This window comes from Pseudomonas sp. WS 5532, from assembly GCF_012985445.1.
Classification (GTDB): domain Bacteria; phylum Pseudomonadota; class Gammaproteobacteria; order Pseudomonadales; family Pseudomonadaceae; genus Aquipseudomonas; species Aquipseudomonas edaphica.
Genome location: NZ_JAAQWK010000012.1, coordinates 51,230 through 75,069 on the forward strand (window position 1 = coordinate 51,230; position 23,840 = coordinate 75,069).

Annotated in this window: 13 protein-coding genes; all 13 read left to right on the top strand. The window is 59.3% G+C overall.

What is annotated here, in order from left to right; translation table 11 throughout:
- The first annotated feature begins 80 nt into the window (after positions 1 to 80).
- The 13 genes from pgaA to HBO23_RS20325 all read left to right on the top strand — a co-directional run bounded on the left by pgaA (position 81) and on the right by HBO23_RS20325 (position 23,706).
- Positions 81 to 2,561 (top strand): poly-beta-1,6 N-acetyl-D-glucosamine export porin PgaA, encoded by a 2,481-nt coding sequence (gene pgaA, locus HBO23_RS20265; protein ID WP_099549574.1) that lies wholly within the window; start codon positions 81 to 83, stop codon positions 2,559 to 2,561.
- Between the two features lie 12 nt (positions 2,562 to 2,573).
- Positions 2,574 to 4,571, top strand: a complete 1,998-nt coding sequence (pgaB, locus tag HBO23_RS20270; protein ID WP_138449396.1) for a poly-beta-1,6-N-acetyl-D-glucosamine N-deacetylase PgaB — start codon at positions 2,574 to 2,576, stop codon at positions 4,569 to 4,571.
- A 2-nt stretch (positions 4,572 to 4,573) separates the two neighbouring features.
- Entirely contained in the window at positions 4,574 to 5,914 is a 1,341-nt protein-coding gene (gene pgaC, locus HBO23_RS20275; protein ID WP_170039362.1) for a poly-beta-1,6-N-acetyl-D-glucosamine synthase, read from the top strand.
- A gap of 2 nt (positions 5,915 to 5,916) precedes the next feature.
- Positions 5,917 to 6,399: a poly-beta-1,6-N-acetyl-D-glucosamine biosynthesis protein PgaD gene (pgaD, locus tag HBO23_RS20280; RefSeq protein ID WP_099549572.1), complete on the top strand. Its 483-nt coding sequence runs from the start codon at positions 5,917 to 5,919 to the stop codon at positions 6,397 to 6,399.
- Between the two features lie 449 nt (positions 6,400 to 6,848).
- Positions 6,849 to 8,573 (top strand): ShlB/FhaC/HecB family hemolysin secretion/activation protein, encoded by a 1,725-nt coding sequence (locus tag HBO23_RS20285; RefSeq protein WP_170039364.1) that lies wholly within the window; start codon positions 6,849 to 6,851, stop codon positions 8,571 to 8,573.
- A gap of 31 nt (positions 8,574 to 8,604) precedes the next feature.
- Entirely contained in the window at positions 8,605 to 19,098 is a 10,494-nt protein-coding gene (locus HBO23_RS20290) for a hemagglutinin repeat-containing protein (protein ID WP_170039366.1), read from the top strand.
- Positions 19,099 to 19,359: 261 nt separating this feature from the next.
- A complete protein-coding gene (locus HBO23_RS20295) occupies positions 19,360 to 19,602 on the top strand; it encodes a hypothetical protein (RefSeq protein ID WP_133257348.1) in 243 nt (80 codons plus the stop codon).
- 37 nt (positions 19,603 to 19,639) lie between these two features.
- A complete protein-coding gene (locus HBO23_RS20300; protein ID WP_017135227.1) occupies positions 19,640 to 20,203 on the top strand; it encodes a hypothetical protein in 564 nt (187 codons plus the stop codon).
- 168 nt (positions 20,204 to 20,371) lie between these two features.
- A complete protein-coding gene (locus HBO23_RS20305; protein ID WP_111452864.1) occupies positions 20,372 to 21,070 on the top strand; it encodes a transposase in 699 nt (232 codons plus the stop codon).
- Positions 21,071 to 21,160: 90 nt separating this feature from the next.
- The gene (locus HBO23_RS20310; RefSeq protein WP_170039368.1) at positions 21,161 to 21,634 is read left to right on the top strand and encodes a DNA/RNA non-specific endonuclease; all 474 of its coding nucleotides are present in this window, start codon (positions 21,161 to 21,163) and stop codon (positions 21,632 to 21,634) included.
- Positions 21,631 to 21,948: a hypothetical protein gene (locus HBO23_RS20315; protein ID WP_073637953.1), complete on the top strand. Its 318-nt coding sequence runs from the start codon at positions 21,631 to 21,633 to the stop codon at positions 21,946 to 21,948. Before HBO23_RS20310 ends, HBO23_RS20315 begins: the two co-directional genes overlap by 4 nt.
- Before the next feature lie 411 nt (positions 21,949 to 22,359).
- A complete protein-coding gene (locus HBO23_RS20320) occupies positions 22,360 to 23,028 on the top strand; it encodes a hypothetical protein (RefSeq protein ID WP_080593756.1) in 669 nt (222 codons plus the stop codon).
- Positions 23,029 to 23,334: 306 nt separating this feature from the next.
- The gene (locus HBO23_RS20325; RefSeq protein ID WP_262378202.1) at positions 23,335 to 23,706 is read left to right on the top strand and encodes a transposase; all 372 of its coding nucleotides are present in this window, start codon (positions 23,335 to 23,337) and stop codon (positions 23,704 to 23,706) included.
- The last annotated feature ends 134 nt before the right edge of the window (positions 23,707 to 23,840 follow it).

The window sequence follows — 23,840 nt, forward strand, 5'->3', positions numbered from 1 at the left end:
CACGAGACGCCGGCACCCTGATGCGTTTTGCTCAGGACCACCTATCGTTATAGCTTTCCGTGTGTAAGGAAGCTCACGATATGCTGCGAACACTACCCACCAGTGCTTCAGGCCGGTTGCGCCTGCTCGTTGGGGCCGCCTTATGCAGCCAATTGCTGACGCCCAGCCTTGCCTTCGCCGACCCAGCCTATGACGCGCTGATTATCCAGGCGCGTAACGGCAACTTCACTCCCGCGCTGACCCAATTGCGCCAACTGCCGCCTGAACGCCAGACACCTGGCCAGATCAGCGATCACCTGGTGATTGCCGGTTGGGCAGGGCAAGACGCCGAAGTGTTGAAGGTCTACGAGGCCCAAGGCAAAAATCGCAACCTCACCACCCAGGCGCTGGCCACGGTGGCGCGCACTTATCGCAACCAAAAGCAGTGGCCGCAGGCTCTGGCGGTTTATCAGCAAGCGCTGGTGCGTGAGCCGGGCAATGTCGACCTGCAGCTGGGCCAGGCGCTGACCCAGGCCGACGGCGGCCAGGCCACGACGGCCGTGCAGCGCTTGCGCGCACTGGTGGCGGCGCAACCCAATGACCCCAACCGCCGCATGGCCCTGGGTTATGCGCTGACCCGCGCAGGCTTGAACTACGACGCCTTGTTCGAGTTCGACCAAGCCTTTACTCGCGCCGGTGACAAGCCTGAAGTGGTCCGCGAATACATCGTCGCCCTGCAAAAGGCCCGCCTGCCGGAGCCGGCGCTGCGCCTGTCGGCCAAACATCCGGGCCTGCTCGACGCGGTGACCCAGCGCCGCCTCGAAGGTGACCTCGCCGCCGAGCGCGTGCGCATGGCCGAGTTCGCCACCCGCACCGAAAAAGAACGCTACGTGGTTGCCGACCGCGCCCTCAATGACTACGACAAACTGCTCGCGCGCTGGACCCCGGACCCAAGTGCCCATGATGATGTGGTGCGCTGGCGTATCGACCGCCTGGGTGCCCTCAAGGCGCGGGCACGCACCGCCGATGTGATCCGCGACTACGAAACCCTCAAGGGCGAAGGCGTGCAATTACCGACCTATGCCCTGCGTTGGGTCGCCGCGTCTTACCTCGACCAGCGCTTGCCGGAAAAAGCCGAGCCGTTGTACCGCGAGGTGATCAGCGCTGCCGATGCCGAACCCGATGATCGGGTCGAAGACACCACGGCCTTGTTCTACACCTTGCAGGAAAGCGACAAAGGCGCCGATGCGCGCGAAGTTGCCAACAGCCTCGCCACCAGCCAGAAACCTCGAGTCGAACTCAAGGGCTTGCCCATTGGTAACCCCAACGACGCCTGGATGGACGCGCAACAGCTGTCGGCCCAGGCCGGCGTCTACGGCGGTGACCTGCCGGGCAGCGAAGCCGGCCTGGACGCGTTGGTGGCCAAAGCTCCCGGCAATGTCGGCTTGCGCCTGGCCCAGGCCGACATGTACCGCGCCCGCGACCTGCCACGCCGCGCCGAGGGCATCCTCAAGGAAACCGAAGCCCAGACCCCGCGGGATATCGGCCTGGAAGTCAGCCAGGCCTACACTGCCATGGACCTGCAGGAATGGCGGCAAATGGACGTGCTCACCGATGACGTGCTGGCCCGCAACCCGGACAGCCGCCAAGTGCAGCGCCTGAGCCGTCTGCGGGATGTACACGACATGGCCGAGCTGCGCGTGGAGGCCTACACCGGAAAAAGCTACGGCGGCGGCAATAACAACAACGCCGGCGCAGTGGCCGGCAGCCGTGACTGGGGCATCGAAAGCGTGCTCTACACGCCGCCTATCGATGAAGACTGGCGCCTGTTCGCCGGTGCCGGCTACGCCACCGCCGACTTCAGCGAAGGCACCGGCCAACACCGTTGGCAGCGCGTCGGTGTGGAGCGTCGCACCCGCGACATGACCCTGGAAGCCGAAGTGTCCAACCACTCCTACGGCTATGGCTCCAAGCAGGGTGCGGCCGTGTCGATTGCCCGCGACATCAACGACAACTGGCAGTACGGCGGCAGCCTCGGCTACCTGCTGACTACCACGCCGCTGCGAGCGTTGAATGCCGATGTCACCGCCAACGGCGGCAGTGGCTTTATTCGCTGGCGCGCGAATGAAAGCCGCGAGTGGAAACTGGCCCTGAGCCCGTCCCACTTCAGCGATGGCAACAACCGCTTCGAAGCCGTACTGACTGGCCGCGAGGGCATCTACAGCGCGCCCGGCGTGCAGGTAGACCTGGGCCTGGAAGTCGGCACCAGCCACAACACCAAAGAAGACACGGTGTACTTCAACCCCAAATCCGACTTCACCGTGTTGCCCACGGTCACGGTCAATCATGTGCTCTATCACCGCTACGAGACTCAGTGGAGTCAGCAGTTCCAGCTCGGTGCAGGTACTTACAGCCAACGGGATTATTCCACCGGTGGCGTCGGTTTGATCGGCTATGGCCAACGTTTTCGCTGGAACGATGTACTGGACGTGGGCGCCAACCTGAGCCTGATCAGCCGACCTTATGACGGTGATCGCGAACGCGATCTGCGCTTGCTCGTCGACCTCACTTACCGTTTCTAAAAGAGCCTGACCATGACCGTCCTTTGCCGTTGCTTGTTGGTCCTGGGTGTAATGCTGGCCAGTGCCTGTGCCCAGCAACCCGCGCCTTTCACCCCACCCGCCGAGCGGCCGATACTGGCCAACGAAGCGCCGTGGCCGAAAAACCATTTCCTGGGCATTGCCTACCACGATGTCGAGGATCGCGACCCCGACCAGGCGGTGGTGGCGGTGCGCACCGAGCGTTTGATCGAACAACTGGCGTGGTTGCGCGAGAACGGCTACCAGGCGGTCAGCGTCGACCAGATCCTGGCGGCACGCAACGGCGGCCCCGAGTTGCCGCCCAAAGCCATCATGCTCAGTTTCGATGACGGCTATTCCAGCTTCTACACCCGCGTGATGCCGATTCTGCGCGCCTATCACTGGCCAGCCTTGCTGGCGCCGGTGGGGTATTGGATCGATACGCCGCTCAATCAACCGGTCGACTTCGCCGGCTCGCCGCGCCCACGTGGGGAGTTCCTCACCTGGCAGCAGATTCGTGAAGTGTCGCAGTCGGGCCTGGTGGAAATCGCCGCACACACCGACAACAACCACAAAGGGATTTTGGCCAACCCCCAGGGCAACCTGGAGCCGGCGGCGACCAGCCTGCGCTTTGACCCGGCCACCGGGCGTTATGAAGACCAAGCCAAATTCGATGCGCGCATGCGGGCTGATGTCGCGGCGATCACCAACAAGATCCGCAGCGTAACCGGCAAGGCGCCGCGGGTGTGGGTGTGGCCTTACGGCGCCGCCAAAGGCACCTCGCTGGCGATTGTCGGCGAGCAGGGCTACCAGATGGCGCTGACCCTGGAAGACGGCCTCGACAGCCTCGGCAACCTGATGAACAGCCCACGCTTCCTGGTGGCTTCGGACCCGGACGGCGAGCATTTCGCCAATAGCATGGTGGCCGTGCAAACCCAGGCACCGCTGCGGGTGCTGCACGTGGACCTCGACAACGTTTACGACCCCGACCCGGCCCAACAAGCGCGCAACCTCGACCAGCTTGTACAACGTGTGGTGGACATGGGCGCGGGCACTGTATTCCTGCAAGCCTTCGCCGACCCCAAAGGCGACGGCCTGGTGCACTCGCTGTACTTCCCTAACCGCCACTTGCCGGTGCGCGCCGACCTGTTCAACCGCGTCTCCTGGCAGTTGCACACCCGTGCCCACGCGGCTGTGTATGCCTGGATGCCGGTGCTGAGTTTCGCCCTCGACCCCAAGCTGCCGCGTGTGACCCGCTGGGACCCGCAAACCGGCCAGGTCGGCACCGACCCGGACCAATACAAACGTTTGTCGCCGTTCGACCCGCAGGTGCGCAAGATCATCGGCGAGATCTATGAAGACCTGGCGCGCAACAATGCCATCGACGGTGTGCTGTACCACGACGACGCCGTGCTTTCCGACTTCGAAGACGCCAGCCCCGCTGCGCTCAAGGCTTATGCTGCCAACGGCCTGCCGGGCAGCATTGCCGCGCTGCGTGCAGACCCTGCAGTGATGCAACGCTGGACGCGCTTCAAGAGCCGCTACCTGATCGACTTCACCAACGAGCTGACCGCCAAGGTTCGCGCCATCGGTGGCCCGCAAGTGGCGACCGCACGCAATATCTTTGCCGAGCCGATGCTCAACCCGGCCAGCGAAGCCTGGTTCGCGCAGAACCTCGACGACTTCCTCCAGGCCTACGACTGGACTGCGCCCATGGCCATGCCATTGATGGAAGGCCAGGAGCTGAAAACCTCCAACGCCTGGCTGGAAAAACTCGTCGCCACGGTCAAGGCGCGCCCCGGCGCGCTGGAAAAAACCGTGTTCGAGCTGCAAGCCAAAGACTGGCGGACCAAAGAAGCGCCGGATATCAAGGGCGCGCAGATGGCCGAATGGATGGGCGTGCTCAAACGCCAGGGGGTCAAGAGCTTTGGCTACTACCCGGATAACTTCCTGGAAAATTCGCCGGACCTGAAGACAGTTCGTCCGGCCCTTTCCAACCAGTGGAACCCTTGATCATGTTCGACAGAATCCTGGCTTTATTCGTGTTGGCGTTGGTGTTGGGTGTGCCCCTGGGCCTGATCTTCCTGGTCACCGGGCAGTTCCTGATGGACTTCGTGTTTTTCTACCCGCTGTTCATGTCGGCGCTGTGGATCGCCGGCGGGCTGTACTTCTGGCTGCACTGGGAGCGGCATTGGCCGTGGAAGGAAGACACGCCGGCGCCGACCCTGGCCGGCAACCCGCTGATCTCGATCATCATCCCTTGCTACAACGAGGGCGATAACGCCGCCGACACCATTCATGCGGCCCTGAACCAGGTGTACCCGAATATCGAAGTCATCGCCGTCAACGACGGTTCCAAGGACAACACCGCTGCCGTGCTCGACGCCCTGGCCTTGCAACACCCACGCCTGCGTGTGCTGCACCTGGCGCAAAACCAGGGCAAGGCCGTGGCCTTGCGCATGGGCGCCGTGGCGGCGCGCAGTGAGTACCTGGTGTGCATCGACGGCGATGCCTTGCTCGACAAAAACGCAGCGGCCTACATGGTCGCGCCGATGCTCGACAACCCGCGCCTGGGCGCCGTGACCGGCAACCCACGCATCCGCACGCGTTCAACCTTGATCGGCCGGGTGCAGGTGGGCGAGTTCTCCTCGATTATCGGCTTGATCAAGCGCACCCAGCGCGTGTTCGGGCGGATCTTCACGGTGTCGGGTGTGGTGGTGGCGTTTCGCAAGAAGGCGCTGGACCGCATCGACTACTGGTCCACCGACATGATCACCGAAGACATCGACGTGAGTTGGAAGCTGCAACTGGACCACTGGGCGATCTTCTACGAGCCTCGTGCCCTGTGCTGGATCCTCATGCCCGAAACCGTAGGCGGCCTGTGGAAACAGCGCCTGCGTTGGGCCCAGGGCGGCGCCGAGGTGCTGTTCAAGAACATCCGAGGCATCTGGCAATGGCGCCATCGCTACCTGTGGCCACTGCTGTTCGAGTACTGCCTGTCCACCGGCTGGGCCTTCACCTTCCTGCTCTCGGTGATCTTCTGGGGCGTGGGCAAGTTCGTGGTACTGCCGCAGGCGATTGCCGTGGATTCCCTGGTGCCACCGGCCTTTACCGGGCTGGTATTGGCAATGGTGTGCCTGCTGCAGTTCGCGGTGAGCATCCTGATCGACCGGCGCTATGAAAAGGACCTGTGGAAAACCCTGTTCTGGACCGTGTGGTACCCGATGGTGTTCTGGCTGGTCAGCCTGCTCACCACCCTGGTCAGCTTTCCCAAGGTGCTGTTCAACCAGCACCAGAAACGCGCGCGCTGGGTCAGCCCGGACCGCGGCATCAAACCCAGTGAAGAGGAGGCGTGACCATGAAGCTGGTCAGAACTCGCCAAAACACCGTGATGTGGATCATCGACGTGCTGCTGACGCTGCTGGCGTGGGGCGGCCTGATCTGGCTGCTCGCGCGTGGTATCGGCGCCATGCTGGAAACCCACGGCGGCCCACGTATTGAGGCGCCGATTTTCGCCGCGCTCAACACCTTGCAGATCTACCTGTGGATCGCCTTGTTCAACGCGGTGATCCTGATCAGTTGGGCGCGCTATCAGCAACGCCGTGGGCGCAAGTTCGCCCAGCGCCGCGCCGAAGCCAATGCGCTGAGCGACAAAAACCTGAGTGAGAGTTTCAATTTGGGCGACGGCCACCTGGAGCAGTTTCGCAAGCCGGGCGTGCTGGTGATCCACAACGACGAAGACGGCGGTGTCGAGGATGTGAAGTCCCACGTGTCCCGCGACGTGGAGCGCCCCGGCCTGACCCTGGTGCCCGGCGCGGAAAAAGGCAAAGACGCCGGCTAGAAAATCCAAAGACCCCAAAGACCCCTGTGGGAGCTGGCTTGCCTGCGATAGCGGTGGGCCAGCAACCAATCAATACCTGACACGCCGCCATCGCAGGCAAGCCAGCTCCCACATTCCATCTGCGTCGCTTGGAATTCCGATAAATGGGATCCAATTCACAAAAACACCGCGAACTTTTCGCTATTCCCCTGCACTAACCTAACTCGGCAAGTAGTTGATGGCTAAATAATGGCATTTGCTAAATTGTTTGCCGAATTAATATCAAAAGAGTTGCCGCTGGTCGGAATAAAACTTCTAACGGCCGCCATTATCTCTTTGTGATAACTCTTTATTGTTAACAATCAATGTGTTGCGGATGTAATAAGCACGAATGTGCAACTGTCCCGGTTTCTTGGGCCAGCGCTAGTTCGATGGTAGTTTGCCGCCCCTTGATTTTCGATGGATCGAACATGTCTTTTTTATCGCCACGGACTCGGTACTTGCTGTGCACTTTCATGCTCGCCTGCCTGAGCCTGAATACGGCCACCGCCGCCCCCACGCCTGGGGATCAAGACCTGATCCGCGATCGGCAAAACCGCCTGCTGGAAGAGCAAAGCCGGCGCCTGCAAGAGCTTCAGGACCTGCCCGGCAAAGAAGCCAAGCCACAGGCACCGGCTACGCCTGCCGACACCCGCTGCTTCCCGATCAAAGACATCGAACTCAAAGGCGCCGACAGCCTGCCTGCCGGCGACCGCACGCTGCTGCTCAAACCCTATATAGGCCAATGCCTGGGCGTCTCGCAGCTCAATGAGTTGCTCAAGGTCATCACCGATTATTACATCGCCAAAGGCCGCGTCACCAGCCGCGCCTACTTGCCGCAACAAGACCTCTCCAGTGGCCATCTGCAGGTGTTGGTGGTCGAAGGCAAACTTGAAGCGGTGCGCAGCGCCGAAGGCAGCAACGTCACCGAGCGTGAACTGGCCATGGCGTTTCCCGGCAAAGTCGGCGAGGCGCTGAACCTGCGCGAAGTCGAGCAACTGGTGGACCAGCTCAACCGGTTGCCGTCCAAACAGGCGCAAATGGAGCTGACGCCCGGCAAGCAAGTGGGCGGCAGCGACGTGGTGGTCAAGAACACCCTGCAAAAGCCCTGGCGCGCCAGCCTGTCGCGCAACAACGACGGGCAACGCAGCACCGGCGAGCAACAGTGGGGCGCCGGCCTGGAGTGGGACAGCCCGCTCGGCCTGGCTGACCAATTGGTATTGCGCGGCGGCCACGACGCCATCAGCGACCACCAGAAAACCTCGAAAAACACCCTGCTCTACTACAACGTGCCGTGGGGCTGGTGGAACTTCACTTACACCTACAGCGAGAGCGATTACCGCGCCCTCGGCTATACCGACACCTTCAAGTTCAAGCAATCGGGCGACAACCAGAACCACCAGTTGCGCGCCGAACGTGTGATCCACCGCGATGACGTCAGCAAAACCTCGCTCAACGTCGGCCTGGCTCACCTGCGCACCAACAACTACATCAACGACGCCCAGCTCGAAATCAGCAGCAACCGCCTCAGTGAGTTGCAGTTTGGTATCAACCACGGCCGACGCATCGGCAATGCCTTCGTCAACATCGACCTCGGCGTACAGAACGGCATCGGCGCCTTTGACGCCCAGCGCGACGACCAGCACCGCGACCAGTTCGGCAACCTCACGCCCACCCCGGATTACCGTAAATACACTGCCACGGTCAGCTATTTGCAGCCGTTTCGCCTGTGGGGCGAGTCGTTCAGTTTCACCAGCCTGGCCACCGGTCAACGCAGTGAAGACGTGCTGTTCTCGCCGCAGCGCATCAGCCTCGGCGGCTCGTCGTCGGTGCGCGGTTTGAAGGACCAGCAACTGTCTGGCGACAGCGGCGGCTACTGGCGCAACGAAGTGCGCTGGGCGCGCCCGGTCACCCTCGAATGGCTGCGCCCGGCCTTCGCCGAATACGGCACCAGCCTCGGTTACGACCAGGGCGTGATCCGCAACGACCGTTACAACGGTGACAACCACGGCCGCGTTTCAAGCAACTCCGTGGAACTGTTCGCCCGTGGCAAATACGTCAGCACCAGTGTGACGTTTGCCCACTCGTTAGAAAGACCTGGAGTGGTGACGGAGCGTGAAGCGCCGATCTACTTCCGCATGGATTTCTTCCTGTAATTCAACGCCCCGCTGCAACGAGAATTTGACCATGGATGTTCGCCACTTTGCCTTTCTGGCCCGCCAACCTTCTGCTGCCTTGAAGCGCCGCGACGCGTTCTTCGGCCTGCCCAAGCGCGGCCTGGTGCTGATCCTGGTCAACGCGCTGTTCTGGCAGCCGTTGCTGGCCCAGGCCGAAGGCATTGTGGTGAGCAACCCGGCCACCAGCGTCGGCCAGGCCGGCAATGGCGTGCCGGTGGTGAACATCGCCACCCCCAATGGCAGTGGCTTGTCCCATAACCAGTTCAAGGACTACAACGTCGGCCCCAACGGCGTGATCCTCAACAACGCCACTGGCGCGCTGCAGAACACCCAGCTGGGCGGTTACATCGTCGGCAACCCCAACCTCAAGGGCGGCGCGGCCAACGTTATCCTCAACGAAGTCAACGGCGGCAGCCCGAGCCAGCTGCGCGGTTACACCGAAGTAGCGGGGCAGTCGGCCAAAGTCATCGTCGCCAACCCTTACGGCATCACGTGCAGCGGCTGCGGGTTTATCAACACGCCCAACGTGACCCTGACCACCGGCAAGCCGATGATGGACAACGTCGGTCGCCTGGACCACTACCAGGTTGACGGCGGCGCCGTGACCATCGACGGCGAAGGCCTGAACGCCAGCAACGTCGACCGCTTCGAAATCATTACCCGCACGGCCAAGATCAACGCGCAGATCAACGCCCGTGAACTGGCCGTGGTCGCCGGGCGCAACGACGTCGACGCCAAAAGCCTGAAAGCCACCGCCCGTGCCGACGACGGCAGCGCCAAGCCCGAGCTGGCCATCGACTCCAGTGCCTTGGGCGGCATGTACGCCGGTGCGATCAAACTGGTGGGCACCGAAGCCGGTGTGGGCGTGAAGCTCGACGGCACGTTGGCGGCCAGTGGTGGTGATATCCAACTCGATGCCAATGGGCATTTGAGCATGGCGCAAACCGCCGCCAGCGGCGCGGTCAACATCAACGCCGCAAGCCTGGACGCCAAAGGGCCGGTGTATGCCGGTACAGCCCTTAACGTGAACACCCAGGGCGACCTCACTAACCGCCAGAGCCTGGCCGCCCGTGACCGCATTGCGCTGTCCAGCGGCGGCACGCTGACCAACGGCGACATCATCGAAGCCGGCGTCAACGCCGACAACACCCGCAACGCCACAGGCGATGTGAGCCTGCGCGGCAAGGCCGTCACCAACACCGGCGCCAGTGTGATTGCCAGCCGCGCGTTGAGCGTGGATGCCCAAGCGTTGAACAACCAGGGCGGCACACTGGGTGCCAAACAACACACCCAAATTACCGCCGCCACCGTCGATAACCAGAACAAAGGCCGCATTCTCAGCAACGGCGGCCTGGCCATCACGGCCGATCGCCTGCAGAACACCCAAGGTGGGTTGGTCACCAGCAACGCGCCGCTGACCGCCGTCGTCGGTGAGGTGAATAACCAGGGCGGTGAACTCTCAAGCCTCGACACCGCAACGCTCACGGTCGCGACCCTCGATAACGTCGCGGGCCTTATCACAGCGGGCAATGCGCTCAGCCTCAACGTCGGCAGCCTCAATAACCAAGCCGGGCTGGTCACCAGCCAAGGCACGGTAAGCGTGGCCGGTAATAGCCTCGATAACCGCCAAAAAGGCTTGGTCGCAGGCGTGGGTGGTGTGCAGGTCAATGTCGCCAACATCGACAATCGCAACGGCGAGCTGTCCAGCCGTGCGGGCGTGCAGGTGACCGCTACGCAACTGGATAACAGCGACGGCGGGCTGCTGATTGCTGGCGCCGGTGCAGGTTTGAATGTCGACCAACTGCTCAACCGCAACCAGGGTTTGATCAGCAGCGAAGGGCTGCTGAGCATCACCGCGCGCACGCTGGCCAACGGCGGCGGCACGCTCTCCAGCGCCGGCCCGCTGACCCTCAGCGCACTCGGCGCGGTGGACAACCGAGGCGGGCGGCTGGTCACCGATGGCAGCCTGATACTCAACGCCGCAAGCGTCGACAACAGCCAGAACGGCACCCTGAGTACGCGCCAGGCCCTGTCCCTCGGCACCGCCGACCTCAACAACCAGCAAGGCGGCCAGATCACCAGCGCAGAGGCGCTGACGCTGGACCTGCACCGTGGCGAGTTCAACAACCAGGGCGGGCTGATCAACGCGCCGCTGCTGATGCTCAACAACCTCAAGAACGTGCATAACCAGGGCGGCGAAATCTCCAGCAGCCAGGCGTTCACACTCACCGCCGATAACCTCGACAACAGCAGCGGCAAACTGCTGAGCAACGCCGCGCTGACCCTGCGCATCGGCCAGGCCCTGGCCAACGTCAAAGGCATGATCGCTGCCGCCTCGGTTGACGCCCACGCCACCGACCTCGACAACAGCGGCGGCACCCTCACCAGCCGTGGCGACACGCTGCTCAACGTGGCTGGCCACCTGACCAACCGCGACCAGGGCCTGCTCAACGCGAGCAATACGCTGACGCTCAACAGCGCCGCGCTGGACAACCAGAACGGCTCGCTGCTCGGCAGCGCAATTGCCCTGGACTTCGGCACCGCCACCGGCGACCTCAACAACGCGGGTGGCCTGATCACTACCGCCGGCAACCTCACCATCAACCACCTGCGTGACCTCAACAACCAGGGTGGCGAACTCTCCAGCGCGCAAACCCTGAACCTTAGCGGCCGCACGTTGAACAACAGCAACGGCAAGCTGATCAGCAATAACCTGCTGGTGCTCAATGCCGAAAACCTGATCAACCAGAATGGCCTGATGTCCGGCTGGCAGGGCCTCACCGTCAGCGGCGCGAACCTCGACAACCGCAACAGCGGCACCTTGTCCAGCCGATACGGCGACCTTAATGCCACGCTGACCGCCAGCCTGCTCAACAGCGCAGGCGGGGCACTGGTGAGCCAGAAAGCGCTGACCGTTAATGCCGGCGAACTGGATAACAGCAACAAAGGCGTACTCTCCAGCGCGGCCGGGCAGACGCTTACCGTCGGCGGCTTGCTGAACAACGCCCAGGGCGGCGTGATCGACAGCGGCGCGGCCCTGAGCCTGACTACGCAAAACCTGGACAACAGCGCCGGCAGCATCAGTGGCGGCACCGCCACCACCCTTGACCTGCTCGCGACCCTGACCAACACCAACGGCAAACTGGCCAGCGGCGGCCCGCTGCTGATCAGCCGCGCGGCGCAGATCAACAACCAGGGCGGCCAGATCGCCAGCCAAGGTTTGTTGACCCTGCTGACTGTCGGCCTGGATAACCGCAACCGTGGCACCCTGGCCGCCAACGACCGCTTGAGCCTCACCGCCAGCGGCCTGGTACAGAACGGCAACGACGGCTTGATCTACAGCCAGAACGCCGACCTGCTGCTCACCGCCAGCCGCTTGGACAATGGCAAAGGCACCGTGCAAAGCCAGGGTGGCATGACCGCCAACGTGGCCGACACGCTGGATAACCAGAGCGGCAAACTGATCGCCCAGGCCGGTGACCTCAGCGTCAACGCCGCCAGCCTCGACAACCGTGGCGGCACCCTCGCCAGCCTCAAGGCCGCGCTGCAAACCCAAGTGATCGGCGTGCTGCGCAACGGTTACGACCTCAACAACAACCGCCAGGGCGGCGTGATGCAGGGGCAAAGCCTCAACCTGCAAGCCGGCAGCGTAGACAACTATGGCGGGCGCATCGCGGCGCAGGGCGGCAACGCACTGGTCACCACCGGCAATTTCGACAACCGCAACGGCGGGCTGTATGCCAAAGGCCTGATGCGCGTGGTCGGGCATGACTTCGATAACAGCGGCGACAACGACGGCCAGATCGCCGGCCAACAGATCGACCTGGACCTCAGCGGCGCGCTCAACAACCGCCTGGGCATCATCGAAAGCGAAAGCACCCTCAAGGTGCGCGCGGCCAGCCTCGATAACCAGACCGGGCGCCTGCGTGCGCTGGGCACGGCGGGCACCACCGAATTCGCCATCGGTGGCCTGTTCGACAACCGCAACGGCGTGCTGGAAACCGCCAACAACGACCTGACCCTCAACGCCGGTAGCTTCCAGAACCTGGGCGGCAACGTACTGCACGTGGGCACCGGCAACTTCGGCATTGCCCCGGCCAACCTCAACGACGTGGGCGGCAGCCTGGTCACCCGTGGCGACCTGACCATCACCCAGGGCAACTGGACCAACAGCAGCGTGATCCAGGCCGGGCAACTCACCGTTAACGTCGACAGCCTCGACCAGACCGCCACCGGCCAACTGCTCGGCGCGCGACGCTTTATCGGCAATGGCGCCAACTGGACCACCCACGGCCTGATCGCCAGCGACGGCGCGCTCGACCTGACCTTGAGCGGCGCGCTCAACAGCAGCGGGCGCATCAGCAGCCTGGGCAACCTCAACCTCAATGCCGCACAAGCCAGCCTGAGCGACACGGCCAGCATTGCCGGCGGCGGCGTCACCACCGCCAACATCGCCGGCACGCTCAACAACCGCGGGCGCCTCACCGCCGCTACCGACCTGGTGGTCAACGCGGGCACACTCAACAACTACGCGACCCTGGGCAGCGGCCAACGACTGGTCGCCACCACCGGCGCCTTGCTCAATGACCACGGCCTGATCTTCAGCGGCGGCGACATGAGCCTGCGTGTGGACGCGCTGAACAACAGCTACGCCGACGTCTACAGCCTGGGCAACCTCAGCGTCGACCGTGACGGCAAGGGCGGCCTGGCCAGCAGCATCCTCAACAGCTCATCCACGATCCAGAGTGACGGCAACCTCAGCCTGTCCGCCAACTCGATCAAAAACGAACGGGCGGTACTCGACGTCAACGATGCGGGTGTCTACACCGCCTCCGCCACCCAAGGCACGTGCATCGAGTACGTCAACGCCGGTGACTGCCACGCCGGTGGCACACCGCGCAACTACGTGTGGGAACTGGTGACACGCGACAAACTGGAAGTGACCGCCGCCAGTGCCGGTTCGAGCATCACCTCGGGCGGCAACATGACCCTGGCCGGCGGCGACCTGCTCAACAGCAGCAGCTCGATCGCGGCCGGCGGCAACTTCACCGCGCGCCTGAACAACCTGGTCAACATCGGCATTGAAACCGGCGAAACCGAGACCTATCGTCTTTTCACGTCAAAGCGCACCAAGCACCCTGAAGGCTGGTTCAGTGCCGCCGCCGCACTCACCAACAAATACTGGTACAAAAGCGCCGGTTACAACCCCAATGACCTCGGCGGCCTTGAAGCCACCGTGGCCAACTTCATCGGCATGATGGAGATCGAGCGCACCCAGTTCGGCAAAGTCACCAAAATTGCCAGCGATGACCAACGTTACGCCGCCGTGATTCAGGCAGGCGGCGCGGTAGACGTCAAAGCGCAAGCCGGCATCGACAACAGCGTGGTACGCCTGGGCTATAGCTACATCGGCGCAGGTGCCAAAACCACCACCGACGCCACCGGTGCCAGTGGCGCAGCCGGTTACTCCACCCGCGTGACCCTCAACCAGCAACTGCCGCCGGACCTGGCCCAACAGCAGATCAACCCGCTGAGCCTGCCCGGCTTCACCTTGCCCACCGGCCAGGGCGGGCTGTTCCGCCTCAGTGGCCAGAGCGCCAGCGCGCCTGCCAGCACCGGCCCGCAAGGCTGGACCTTGGGCGGCGGCAGCGTCGACCGCACGCCGGTTACCGGCCCGGTCGTGCCCGGCAGCGGCACCTCGGCCGACGGCGTGGTGATTAACCGCGTGCAAGGCCTGCCAGACAGCCAGTTCGTCTCCAACCCACAGAAATACCTGATCGAAACCAACCCGCTGCTGACCAACCTCAGCCAGTTCTTAAGCTCCGATTACATGCTGTCCAAACTGGGCTACGACCCGGACCAGGCACAAAAGCGCCTGGGTGACGGCCTGTATGAACAGCGCCTGATCCAGCAAGCCGTGATCGCCCGTACCGGCCAGCGCTTCATCGATGGCCAGACCAGCGACACAGCGATGTTCAAGTACCTGATGGACAACGCCATCGGAACCAAACAGGCGCTTAACCTGGCCGTAGGCGTGAGCCTCACCGCCGAGCAAGTGGCGGCCCTGACCCACGACATCGTGTGGATGGAAAACGCCACCGTCGCCGGCCAGCAAGTGCTGGTGCCCGTGCTCTACCTGGCCCAGGCCAACAACCGCCTGGCGCCCAACGGCGCACTCATCACCGGCAGCGACCTGAACCTGGTCAGCGGCACCGACCTCAACAACGTCGGCACCCTGCGCGCCACCAACAACCTCGCTGCCAGCGCCGGGCGCAACATGGTCAACGGCGGCCTCGTGCAAGCGGGCAACCGCCTCGACCTGCTCGCCGGCAACACCCTCACCAACCGCGCCGGCGGCATCATCGCCGGGCGCGACGTCAGCGTGCGCGCGGTAAATGGCGATGTGCTCAACGAACGCACCGTCACCAGCCACCAGAGCAGCAGCGGCTACCGCACCGAGCGCACCGACTTCGTTGACAACGCTGCGCGCATCGAGGCCGCCAACAGCCTGACCCTGCAAGCCGGCCGCGACGTCAACAGCACCGGCGGCGCCTTCAAAAGCGGCGCCGACCTGGGCGTTCAAGCCGGGCGCGATGTAAACCTGGCCACCGCCGAACAACGCAACGCCAATGCCGTCAGCACCTACATGCGCAGCAGCAGCGCAACCCAGTACGGCACCGAGATCGAGGCCGGTCGCGACTTCCAGGTGGTGGCTGCGCGGGACATCAGCGCCATTGGCAGCCAGTTGAATGCCACGCGTGATCTGGCGCTGGTAGCCAAGGGCAATGTGAACCTGGCGTCGGCGGCGAATGAACAGCATTCGGCGTTTAATTCCAAGAAGGTCACCAGTGTTGAAGACCATGTTCAGCAGGTATCGACCGTGCTCAAGGCTGGCGGTGACGCCACCCTGAGCGCCGGGCAGAACCTGCAACTGGTGGCCAGCCAAGTGGACGCGGGCAAAGAAGCGTACCTGGTTGCGGGTAACGACCTTGCCCTCAAGGCGGCTGAAAATCAGGACTACAGCTTCTACAGCAAAACCAAGAAGACCTCGTCCGGGAAGAAATTCCGTCTGGATGAGACATCCGCCATCAACAATGTCGGCAGCCTGGTCAGCGCGGGCACCAACAGCACCGTCGTGGCGGGTGCAAACCTGTTGCTGGCCGGCAGCGCCGTCACTGCCGACAAAGGCGCTGCGCAACTGGTCGCAGGCCAGGACGTCAGCATTCTTGCGGTCACTAACTCCGACAGCGCCCGTCACGAACGCAAAGAAAGCAAAAGCAGTTGGGGCGGCCTGAAGTCGAGCAAGGTTCAGGACAAAGTCGACGAAAAACGCACCACCGCCCTAGGCAGCATGGTCTCCGGCGAAACCGTCACCATCGCCGCCAATCGCGACGCCACAGTCACCGGTTCCAACCTTGTCAGCACCGGCGACCTCGCCATCCAGGCCGGCCGCGACCTGACCATCGACGCGGCGCAAAACACCTTCGCCCGCACCGACATGCACAAGGAGAAGAATCGCGACCTCACCGGCGTGCTGACCGGCAACAAGCTCGGTCTGGACGATGTGACAGGCAACCAGAAGCTGTACATCAACAGCTCGAAGCACAATGGCACGGCCAATGAAATGACCTTGACCGGCAGCACTATTGGCTCGAGTGCGGGCAATGTGTCGTTGACAGCGGGGCGTGAGTTGAAGGTGGTGGCCAGTGATCTGGTGAGCACCAAGAACATGGAGTTGAGTGGGGCTGATGTCACCGTTACTTCGGGGATGGAGACGGCCAGTCAGACCAGTAAGGACAGCTCCAAGAGCTTGGCGGTTGGGCGGGTGATCGCGGGCTCGGTGGTGGACACCGCCACCAGCATGCGCGATGCCGTCAAAGCGGCCCGTAGTGCTGATGACCCACGCCTCAAGGCAGTCAAAATCGCCCAGGCTGCCCTCGCCGCCTACAACCTGAACGGCCAGGCTTCGGACGCCAATGCGCAAAGCTCCGGTTTCAAAAATAAAGTCGGCGGCACGCCCGGCAACGGTTCGCTGATCAAAATCGGCACCGAACTGGCCAATAACCGCAGCAAGAACAGCATCGAATTCAACAGCGTCACCGCCAAGCAGAGCACGCTCAACGCAGGGCAAGACTTGTCGATCGTTGCCACGGGCGCTGCGGCGGGTACTCAGGGTGATATCCAGATCACCGGCAGCCGCTTGAAAGCCGCCAACACGTTGTTGTTAGCCAAAAACGATGTGTTGATGCAAAGCGCACAAAACACCACCGACCGCAAAAACGAAGGGTCGAAAAATAAAACCGCCATCGGAGCCAGCTTCAATATTGGCGAGCAAAACGGCTTCACCCTCGACCTCGGTGCGCAGGGTGCCAAGAACAATGGCAACGGTAACTCCGTCACTCAGGTCAATAGCACCCTCGATACGGGCAGCCTGTTGTTACAAAGCGGTGGCGATACCACCCTCAAAGGCGCCCAGGTTCGTGCGGACCGTATCAAGGCAGATATTGGCGGCAACCTCAATATCATCTCCCTCCAAGACACCGAGTCGTCGCGCAGCAAACAGAGCAGCGCAGGCTTCGGCGCGAGTATTTGCATCCCGCCGTTCTGCTACGGCTCTACCGTAGCGGGCTCGGCGAACCTTGCCGCCGCGAATATGAACAGCGACTACAAGGGCGTGACCGACCAGAGCGGTTTGTATGCGGGCACGGGCGGCTACGACATCAATGTCGGCAAGAACACCACCCTGCAAGGCGCGGTGATTGCCAGTGAGGCGTCAGCTGATAAGAACCACCTAAGCACTGACCGCCTGATCGTCAGCGACATCAAGAATGTCAGCGAAATCAAAAGTCAATCTGCCGGTATTTCGGTGTCTTCCAGCAGTACCAGCGGTGCGTCGATGGGCGGCAGCATCCCGATAGCGCTCAAGGAGAAAGACCATAGCTACACCCGTAGCGCGGTCAGCGAAGGCACGATTGTGGTTCGCAATGCCGAAGGTGCCAATGACCTGGTGGGGCTAAATCGCGATACCGACAACGCCAATCAGAAACTTGACCGGCCTGATGAAAAGGCGATGCAAGAGCGTATTGACCTGATCCAAAGCTCGGCGCAGTTGGCCAGTGGGGTGATCAGTGCGGTGGGGAAGGCGAAGGCGGATGAGGCGAAAGCACTGGCCGATAAAGCCAAAACCCAGACCGAAGCCGGTTCGCCGGATGCCACTGGAACGGTGCTCGCAGCGAATGCCGCTTATACGGAAGCCCAGCGCTGGCAGGTCGGTGGCGACAAACGCTTAATGGCCGATATCGCGTCCGGACTAATCGCCGCAGGGCTGGGTGGCGCGCCTGTAGGAACGACGGTTGGTATTGTCGCCAACACGGCCTCCAGCGATATCTTCAACAAGATTGGCGATTATGCCCAGTCGCGTGCGACTGATCCTAAGTCGGATGCGGCCACTCGGGCGGCTTGGGCTGAAGGCGGTGCGGCACGTGTGATGTTGCACGCGTTGGCGGGGGCGGCTATTGGGTTGTCCAGTGGCAATGTGCAAAGCGGCGCGTTGGGCGCGGGAACATCGGCTGCCTTGATGCCGACCATTGCCGACGCGCTGGGGAAAAATGGCATCAAGGGTGTGGATCAAGATGCAATGGCCGCCTTGATCGCGGCAGGCGCCGGGGCCGTGGTTGGCTCTGGGCGAGGTACCTCAGGTGCTGTTGTCGCGGGAGGAAACGCGATGTCGGTGGACGTCTATAATCGAGCAGCTCATGAGGCGGAGGTGGCGGCGATCAAGGCTGAGGCTCAGAAAGGTGACTTCACGGAAGCGAACCTGGAAAAGGCCATGTGTTACATCATCAAGTGCTGGGCTCATCTGGAGCGAGGGACCAAGGAGTATCACGATGCATACTTGAGTGAAGCCGATATGGTCGGGCTGAGTAATGAGCTTGAATGGGCAGATGCGCAGAGGGATAAAGGCCTGTTTAACTATTCGCTCACTGACTCGGTTTTTGATGCGGGAACGCGTGATGTCATTCCTGTGGTAGCTAACACCGCCAAGACTGTCACGGGAGGGGCAAGTGTTTACTCGGGGGGCACTCTATGCGGCACAGTGGCCGGGTGCTTTTTCGGTGGGCCTATGATTGTATTCGGATTAGGGAATATTGAGGAGGGCACCTCAGCCCTTTATAACCATGTTAATAATGAAGAGGGCAGTTATAATCATGTTAAACAAACTTTTGATCAGATTCCTGGCGGATATGGGCCGGTGATATATAGTGCCGCAGATTTCGCGTTATCAATTGGTTCGGGGTTTGTAAAGGTGCCTCTGAAGATGGGGTTGGCTGATGGTTTGAACAAGAAAAAATCAATATTTGATGTGACGGTCAGAAAGTTTGATAATAACCAATTTATTCTTGGTAAAAAGGCGCCGTATGGCGGTGCAATGTTGCTATATTTTCTGTCCGTGGGCGCGAAAGGCAATAGCCTTTACAATGAGGCGGTCGATGCGAGCAAGTAAACTTATAAATACCCTGCTGCTGATAGTTTCATTGTTGGCGGTGGTGTGTGGGGTGAGTACGTTTTTCGGCATGATGGTCGCCATAGTGGTTGGTATACTGCTTCGCACAGATTCGAACTGGGTGTTCATCTGGATTGGATTTCCCTTGTCAGGAATATTTGCTGTGTACTGGATAGTTACACGGTGGGATTATGTGAAATCCTTTATGTCCGGGCGTGGTGGGTGGTAGAGCGGGTAATCGAGGTCAGATCACGTTTGTATGTGGTCTTACTCCTGGCTGCGCTACTCAATGGCTTTCTACGATTTGACGGTAGCTGGAAGCGCTTTTTCCTCATGGTGCTGGTGCAGTTGTGGTTTGGCCAGGCGGTCTACAGCTATGCGCGAGGCGCCAGGGTGGCCATCGCGCCGGGCGGCATGAGTAAGGATGCCGACCCGGAGTGGCGAGCGGCGTTGGCCGGCTTCGCCCTGTTTTTATACGGGGTCGTATTTTTTTTGAGTTTTTGAACCTTGCATAGCCCATGTATGTATACGGAAAACCCTTATGAGAAAAGTTGCCTTTATCCTCTCGGCCCTGATCCTCGCGGGCTGTCACTCCAATGCGCGCGACTCGTCGTCCAGCCTGCTCAAAGACGGCGTGCAGTTGCAGCAGAACAAGGTCGTGGCCGATGCCGAGCAAGCCAAGGTGATCATGCGGGCCACCGGTTTTACCTACCCTGTGCAGTTCTCCGTGCGCCGTGGCGGTGATGCGGATCAGCGGCCGGAGATCCTCGGCACGGTGGTAGATTCAGGCCGTGGCAAGGTGTTCGGCTGGATCGCCAAGATGAGTGAGGTTGCCAACAGTGCGGCGGTCAAGCGCTTCCCGCAGTTGGAAGTGTTGGCCGATCCGGGGCAGACAATCGAGGTATTGGGCGAGTCGCGGGTGTATGACTCGAACTACTACCGCTACGCCGAAAAAATTGTCTACGCCTGCGGCCCTATGAGCTCGGCGTTCAAGCCGCAGAAGCAGAAGGTTTACCTGGTGGAGTTCGTAATCGTCGGCGCGGGCTGTGAGCAGCATGTGTATGACATCACCGATCCCGCGCAGCGTATTCCCGTCCTCGAGTGAAATAGGGGTCATGAAATAGGCAGAAATAGGGGTCAGACCACGTTTTTGTTTTTTAGAGTTGAGCAGAGTTGCTCTTTAAAAACATGATTTATTTTTTGTAATTATTCCACTCTGTTGGCCTGTTGAAGGGCGGCTAAGCTGTAAGCTCTTATCCAGTTAGGGGTTTATATGGCTCGCCGTCCTAGGGTTTTACTGCCGGATATCCCGTTGCATATTATTCAGCGGGGAAACAATCGGTCTGCGTGTTTTTACTCAGATGAAGACTATATTTTTTACATTGATACATTAGCCGTGCTTGCTGAATTGTATGGCTGTAAAGTTCACGCATTGTGCTTGATGACAAATCATGTTCATTTGTTGTTGACTCCCACCTGCTGCGCAGGGGCCGGCCTGCTTATGAAGGGACTGGGGCAGCGCTACGTTCAATATGTCAATCGAACATATCAACGAACGGGCACGTTGTGGGAAGGCCGTTTCCGCTCCTGTTTGGTTCAACAAGACAACTATGTTTTAGCTTGCTATCGATATATCGAAATGAACCCGGTCAGAGCCGGTATGGTTGCTCATCCGGGCGACTATCGCTGGACCAGCTATAGGGCAAACGCACAGGGCGAGCTATCAGGCTTTATAAGCCCGCATGCGGTTTATAGCGAATTAGGTAGCGGCACCGCGCAACGAGCCGAAGCTTACCGGTCTATATTCAATGATCGACTTTCACCTGGGCTGATAGAACAAATCCGATCTTCTACAAACGGTAATTATGTTTTGGGCGATCAGAAGTTTGCGTCCGAGATCGCGCAGGCATTAGGTAAAAGAGTTTCGCAGGGCGTGTCAGGACGCCCAAAAAAGTATGAGTTAAAAGAATAGTGGTCTGACCCCTATTTTCTGCCCTATGCCCACCCGATAAAGGAGGCTGGTGAAAAAGGTGGTGTCAAACTGGCTAGTGTTGAGGTCGATGTGACCAAAGCCAGTAAAGGAACACCTGAATACAAAATACTGAATGAGCCCCCACCAAATAGCCAAGTCAAGCTGAGCAACGGCACTGAATTTAAGACCAATTCAAGCGGTTACGTTGATGAAATTACCTACAGTCCGTCGTTGGATAAAGGCGTCCGTGATGCACGCCAAACGGCAGTTGGCAAAGAGGGATTGCCAACGGATGTGGGGGGGCACATCCAGGGTTGTCAGCTTGGTGGTACCTGTGACAGATTCAACCTCTTTCCGCAGGATGGTAATTTCAATAACTCTGCCTATAAGCGGTGGGAAACAGAAATTAAGAAGGGGTTGAACAACGGTGATCAGGTCGGCGCCGTGACAGTGCGCTTTTCTAGAACGGATCCTGTGTCGGCAAGACCAGATTCATTAGTTATTGACTACTCAATCAATGGAATAAAAATGCGCAAGTCATTCAGGAATGAGGCCGGGCAATGAGCATTGAGCAACAAGTACAGGTCTTGAATGCGCTCACGCAGATCATGCATGACTCTGCGAATGGTCCGTACGAGGAAATGCGTTGTGAATTTGAGCATGAAGTTTATGACGGAGGGTGGTCTGTAGGTTCTAAATACTCATTCGTTCGCGATGGCTTGTTCTTCAGCGAGCTTTTGGATGACCCTGAAGATAGAGCTTCTAGTCACGTCCATAAGTTGCACGAGCTGATGAGATCGCACACAGGTGGTGATTGGAGAAAATTTGTACTGGTTATCGACCCTAGTGGAAAGGCTAATACCAAATTCATTTATTAAGTTGGTACAAAAGGTGGTGTCAAACTGGCTAGGGAAATGGGGGCAGACCACGTTTTGTGGACCACGTTTTGCGTTTTTTAGAGTTCAGTGAAGTTGTTATTTAAAAATATGGTTTATTTTTTGAAAAATAAGGTGGGCCACGATTTTGCTTTTTTAGAGTTTGGTAGAGTTGGTATTTTCAAAGCATAATTTATTTTTGTAATATTTTTATTTTGTCCGCCTAGTGATCGAAGGCTAAGCTGGGATCCCTCAGGGCCTGACCCCTGTTTTCACTATTTCATCGAATGCGTTGAAACAAAATCCCGGTATCAAAGCCGTTTTTGAATTTCCAAGTCAAAAAGCGGCTGAGAGAGCAACTGATATTTTGATTGAGCAAAATATCAGAAACGTTACTGCGAGGGTTGCACCCTAATGACTACGCATAAGCTTGAATTTCGTCATAGGCCAAAATTTTCAGAGTCTATTGAAAAACGGCACGAAAATATTATCGAAAGGTTGTCCGGCTTAGGTGCGCCATGGAATTTGGCCGGTGCTGTAGATGTTCCCGATATTGAAGGCGAGCTTGTTGTTTCTGTTTCTTTGGATAAATTCCTTCCAAAGGGAATAAAAGGTCGAATTGCATATTCTCTTAGAAGTGAGAAATATCTAGAAGATGATGCTCAATTTGATGACTCTCTATTCATTGAGTTTTCGAATGCTAAAATTGATTATTTGGACTTGTTGAAACGAATTTTCCCTGCGTACGTAGAGGCTTTTGGTGCCTATAGAGCTGCACTGCATGATTGGTCTGTCACTAGAAGCGACTGGCCGGCAGTAGTAGCTGCATGCGATGCTACAAAAAAAGATGTTAACGGGAGAGAGGGTGTTTTTCGTATAAATGCGGCTAATTATTTTGATGAGAAATTATGCCTTCGTGCATTTGGGAAAAGCCCTCAACAGATTATTAACTGTCTCAAGGGGCACGTTGAGGAGACCTCGGAATTGGCCGGAGGTGTGTTGATTGTTGTTAGCTATACGCCGCTGACCACCAGCGAGATAGCTACTGCTGGAGAGCGATTAAAAGAACTTTTGGTTGGGTGATGCGAGGGGAGGCTAGGTCCAGAAGAGCCGGGGCCAACTGGCGCACTCCCAACAATGACGACTTGTTGCCCTGCCTGCTGTCCGCACGTGACCTCCACGCTTGGCAAACTGGTAAGACAACTCGAGACCAGTCGACCAAGATTAAAGGATGTTTCAAGGGAAATAGGGGTCAGACCACGGTTTTCGTTTTTTAGAGTTCAGCAGAGTTGCTCTTTAAAAACATGATTTATTTTTTGTAATTATTCCAATCTGTTGGCCTGTTGAAGGGCGGCTAAGCTGTAAGCTCCTATCCAGTTAGGGGTTTATATGGCTCGCCGTCCTAGGGTTTTACTGCCGGATATCCCGTTGCATATTATTCAGCCGGGAAACAATCGGTCTGCGTGTTTTTATTCAGATAAAGACTATATTTTTTACATTGATACATTAGCCGTGCTTGCTGAATTGTATGGCTGTAAAGTTCACGCATTGTGCTTGATGACAAATCATGTTCACTTGTTGTTGACTCCCACCTGCTGCGCGGGGGCTGGCCTGCTTATGAAGGGGCTGGGGCAGCGCTACGTTCAATATGTCAATCGAACATGTCAACGTACGGGCACGTTGTGGGAAGGCCGTTTCCGCTCCTGTTTGGTTCAACAAGACAACTATGTTTTAGCTTGCTATCGATATATCGTGAAATAGGGGTCAGACCACGGTTTTGTTTTTTAGAGTTGAGCAGAGTTGCTCTTTAAAAACATGATTTATTTTTTGTAATTATTCCACTCTGTTGGCCTGTTGAAGGGCGGCTAAGCTGTAAGCTCTTATCCAGTTAGGGG

Coding starts and splice junctions, on each gene's coding strand:
- pgaB (WP_138449396.1), top strand. CDS start 2,574: ATGACCGTCCTTTGCCGTTGCTTGTTGGTCCTGGGTGTAATGCTGGCC.
- HBO23_RS20285 (WP_170039364.1), top strand. CDS start 6,849: ATGTCTTTTTTATCGCCACGGACTCGGTACTTGCTGTGCACTTTCATG.
- HBO23_RS20290 (WP_170039366.1), top strand. CDS start 8,605: ATGGATGTTCGCCACTTTGCCTTTCTGGCCCGCCAACCTTCTGCTGCC.
- pgaA (WP_099549574.1), top strand. CDS start 81: ATGCTGCGAACACTACCCACCAGTGCTTCAGGCCGGTTGCGCCTGCTC.
- HBO23_RS20325 (WP_262378202.1), top strand. CDS start 23,335: ATGGCTCGCCGTCCTAGGGTTTTACTGCCGGATATCCCGTTGCATATT.
- pgaD (WP_099549572.1), top strand. CDS start 5,917: ATGAAGCTGGTCAGAACTCGCCAAAACACCGTGATGTGGATCATCGAC.
- HBO23_RS20320 (WP_080593756.1), top strand. CDS start 22,360: ATGACTACGCATAAGCTTGAATTTCGTCATAGGCCAAAATTTTCAGAG.
- HBO23_RS20315 (WP_073637953.1), top strand. CDS start 21,631: ATGAGCATTGAGCAACAAGTACAGGTCTTGAATGCGCTCACGCAGATC.
- HBO23_RS20300 (WP_017135227.1), top strand. CDS start 19,640: ATGAGAAAAGTTGCCTTTATCCTCTCGGCCCTGATCCTCGCGGGCTGT.
- HBO23_RS20305 (WP_111452864.1), top strand. CDS start 20,372: ATGGCTCGCCGTCCTAGGGTTTTACTGCCGGATATCCCGTTGCATATT.
- pgaC (WP_170039362.1), top strand. CDS start 4,574: ATGTTCGACAGAATCCTGGCTTTATTCGTGTTGGCGTTGGTGTTGGGT.